The sequence below is a fragment of the Phytoactinopolyspora endophytica genome, assembly GCF_004138495.1.
Classification (GTDB): domain Bacteria; phylum Actinomycetota; class Actinomycetes; order Jiangellales; family Jiangellaceae; genus Phytoactinopolyspora; species Phytoactinopolyspora endophytica.
The window spans coordinates 122,733-125,339 of record NZ_ML142869.1; the positions used below are offsets into that span (position 1 = coordinate 122,733).

Genomic DNA, 2,607 nt, shown 5'->3' on the forward strand with positions numbered 1-2,607 from the left:
GAAGCCTGGACCACCCACCGCTGGGACGACCGGCCAGCCCGTCGACCGTGACCTACCTGCGGAACCTCTTAGGTGTGGCCGAACCATCCGGGGATGTCCACTCGCAGCGGGTCCGCCGGAGTGACTCGGCGCAGGTCGTCTTCGAGCGCCCGCAGCCGGTCGGCTCCCAACGCCTCCTCCCACTCGGCGCGTAGCTGGTCGAAGATCGCCGCCGACTTCGCTAGGCTGTCCGCTCCACGCTCGCTCAGACGGAAGACCTTGCGTCTGGCGTCGTTCGGATCCGTGTCACGCACGAGGTATCCCAGACGCTCCAACGAGTCGATGGTCTTACCGGCCGCCTGTTTCGACACACCCAGCCGGCGCCCCAGCTCGGCCGCGGTCGCCCCTTCCGAACCGATCGCCTGCAATGCGAAGCCGTGCACCGGACGGACATCCGGGTGTCCCTGCCTCGCCAGCTCGTCGTGAAGCGCATCGATCAGGACCCGAAAGCCGAGGAAAAGCCTCAGCGGCAGCTCGAACCCCGGGCGGTCACTTGACATGATAGACAACCTGGTTAACTATATCGACAACCATGTTGTCCATTATAAGGAGTTGCACCATGTCTGTCATTCGCCACGCCGAGAGCCGCCGCACCGAGACCCCCTCAGCGGTGATGACCACCCTGGCGTCACCGACACAGGGTGGCGGCGAGCAGCCGATATGGCGGGTCGACGTAGGGCCGGGACAGGTCGGGCCGGCCCATGTCATCGACACCCAACAGATCTGGACTGTCCTGCACGGAGACGTGACGGTCGACCTCGACGGCAGCACGATCGACGCCGGGCCAGGCGACACGATCGTCATGCCCGGCGCCGTGCCGCGCCAAGTCTCGGCCGGCTCCGCGAACGGCTTCGCCGCGATCGTCGTCGGCGCGGCGGGCGCCCGGGCAAGCCTCCCCGACGGCACGGACCGCGGCGTACCGCCGTGGATGCTCTGACATCGCCGGCGTCAACGGACAGGTCACTTCCAGCGGAAATGGATGAAGACGCGGCCGAAGTTGTCCGAGTCCTTCTCCACCCGGTGGTAGAGCGCCTTGATCTCCTTCTGCTGTAGGAACCGGAGCACGCGCTTCTTCAGCTGACCTGAACCCTTGCCGGGGATGATCTCGACAAGCTTCGCCTTCTTCTGCACCGCCTCATCGATCACCGCGCGCAGCTGCCGGTCGATCTCGTCACCACGGTTGTAGACATCATGCAGGTCAAGCTTGAGCTTCACACCACGATCGTCTCGCCCCCGGCACAGTTGCCGCAACTGGTCTTCCTGATCGCCGTCTCGTTGCTGGCCGACACGGCTGCGCACCTGATCGAAACCGGCAAGACCCGTCGACTCCAAGCCCGCGGCCTCCGCCTCAAGCTCCACTGTTGTCTCCATGAGCTGAATTTCTTATCGCGACATCTGAGATTCACGCGAAGTTAGGCAGCATGTTCCTGAAACTTGAATGGCCAGAACCCTCGCCTTGATAAGTATCGGTCCATTGGAACAGGGGACTCGGCACATTCCAGATCTAGGCAGGGTATGACTGGGGGCGGAGTTCGGCCTCAGTCTCGCACAAGCAGCATCATGCCGTTGCGCAAACACGCATTAATGCTGTTCACGAGCTATCGCCGGTAAAACTACGCGACGACGCACCCATATAGCAATTGTGTACCGCCGTAAATTACCGTCATGATCACGCGGATGAAACGCTCTCGATGACGAACCCACGCCTCCTTACGCCGCGCATACGAAAGGCTGCGGGTTTGCCAACGAGCGCATCCGCCGTCGTGTTGTCTCGTGAAAGGAGATCAGCGCGGAAGTCGAGAGCGCGACCACGCACGCTGGGGTCTGTCAATCAGACACCAAGCGGTTAAGGGCGGAGGAACACTATGCAAAGGAAGCTCAATCTGACCAGAGGCATCGCCACGCTGGTTGCGATGACCGTCGTCGTAGCCGGCAACCTGATCGTGACATCGACCCCAGCATCGGCGGCTCCTGATTTTCAACTGCCCTTTCCATGCGAGCAGGAGTGGCGGCTGAACACGTGGGATTCCGGCCACGCTCCATCGTTGGACATGGTGCGCGAACCGCAGTCCCAGACCGAGGGCTCGTTGCTGGTCGCGCCCGCCGCGGGCACGGTGAACCAGTCGTACTACCACTCCAACGCCGGCCACATGATCCAGATCGACCATGGGGGCCGTCATTTCACGACCTACATCCACCTGCAGTCTCGAGCCGTTGACGTCGGCGACACGGTAGCGCAGGGGCAGACCATCGGGCGCGTAGGCCACACCGGCCCGACCTCCAACGACGTCCCGCACCTGCACTACGAGCAAGGCTACGACTCCAATGGAGACGGCAGGGCCAGCTGGGGCTTCGACGGCGCTGAACGGGTGACGGCCAGGTTCGATGGCAAGGCATACGGCCCCGATCCAGGCCTCGAGTGGCGCTACGTCGAGAGTCGCAACGGTTGCGATGAGTCCTCACGGCACGGTGGTGATTTCGATTCTGATGGTGTGGGAGATATCCACGCGACATGGAACGACCACCTCTACATCTGGAACGGCCGCGGAAGTAACAACTTCACCAGCA

At 62.8% G+C, this 2,607-nt stretch carries 4 protein-coding genes; 2 read left to right on the top strand and 2 right to left on the bottom strand.

What is annotated here, in order from left to right; genetic code table 11:
* Positions 1-68: 68 nt before the first annotated feature.
* Complete coding sequence (locus tag ELR45_RS29490; RefSeq protein WP_205857513.1) at positions 69-539, bottom strand: MarR family winged helix-turn-helix transcriptional regulator; 471 nt, start codon at positions 537-539, stop codon at positions 69-71.
* Positions 540-598: 59 nt separating this feature from the next.
* Here ELR45_RS29490 and ELR45_RS29495 point away from each other — a divergent pair, with 59 nt between their 5' ends.
* On the top strand, positions 599-976 hold the full coding sequence (locus tag ELR45_RS29495) for a cupin domain-containing protein (protein ID WP_129669483.1): 378 nt from the start codon (positions 599-601) through the stop codon (positions 974-976).
* A gap of 23 nt (positions 977-999) precedes the next feature.
* On the opposite strand, the gene ELR45_RS43075 is transcribed toward ELR45_RS29495, so the two are convergent.
* Entirely contained in the window at positions 1,000-1,254 is a 255-nt protein-coding gene (locus ELR45_RS43075) for a Smr/MutS family protein (RefSeq protein ID WP_129669496.1), read from the bottom strand.
* A gap of 650 nt (positions 1,255-1,904) precedes the next feature.
* Between ELR45_RS43075 and ELR45_RS29505 the strand changes: the two genes are divergently transcribed.
* The coding region (locus ELR45_RS29505) for a M23 family metallopeptidase (RefSeq protein ID WP_165368211.1) at positions 1,905-2,607 on the top strand (703 nt) is incomplete at its 3' end.

Excerpts from the sequence above, each read along its gene's own strand:
- ELR45_RS29490 (WP_205857513.1), bottom strand. The coding sequence starts at position 539 with ATGTCAAGTGACCGCCCGGGGTTCGAGCTGCCGCTGAGGCTTTTCCTC.
- ELR45_RS29495 (WP_129669483.1), top strand. The coding sequence starts at position 599 with ATGTCTGTCATTCGCCACGCCGAGAGCCGCCGCACCGAGACCCCCTCA.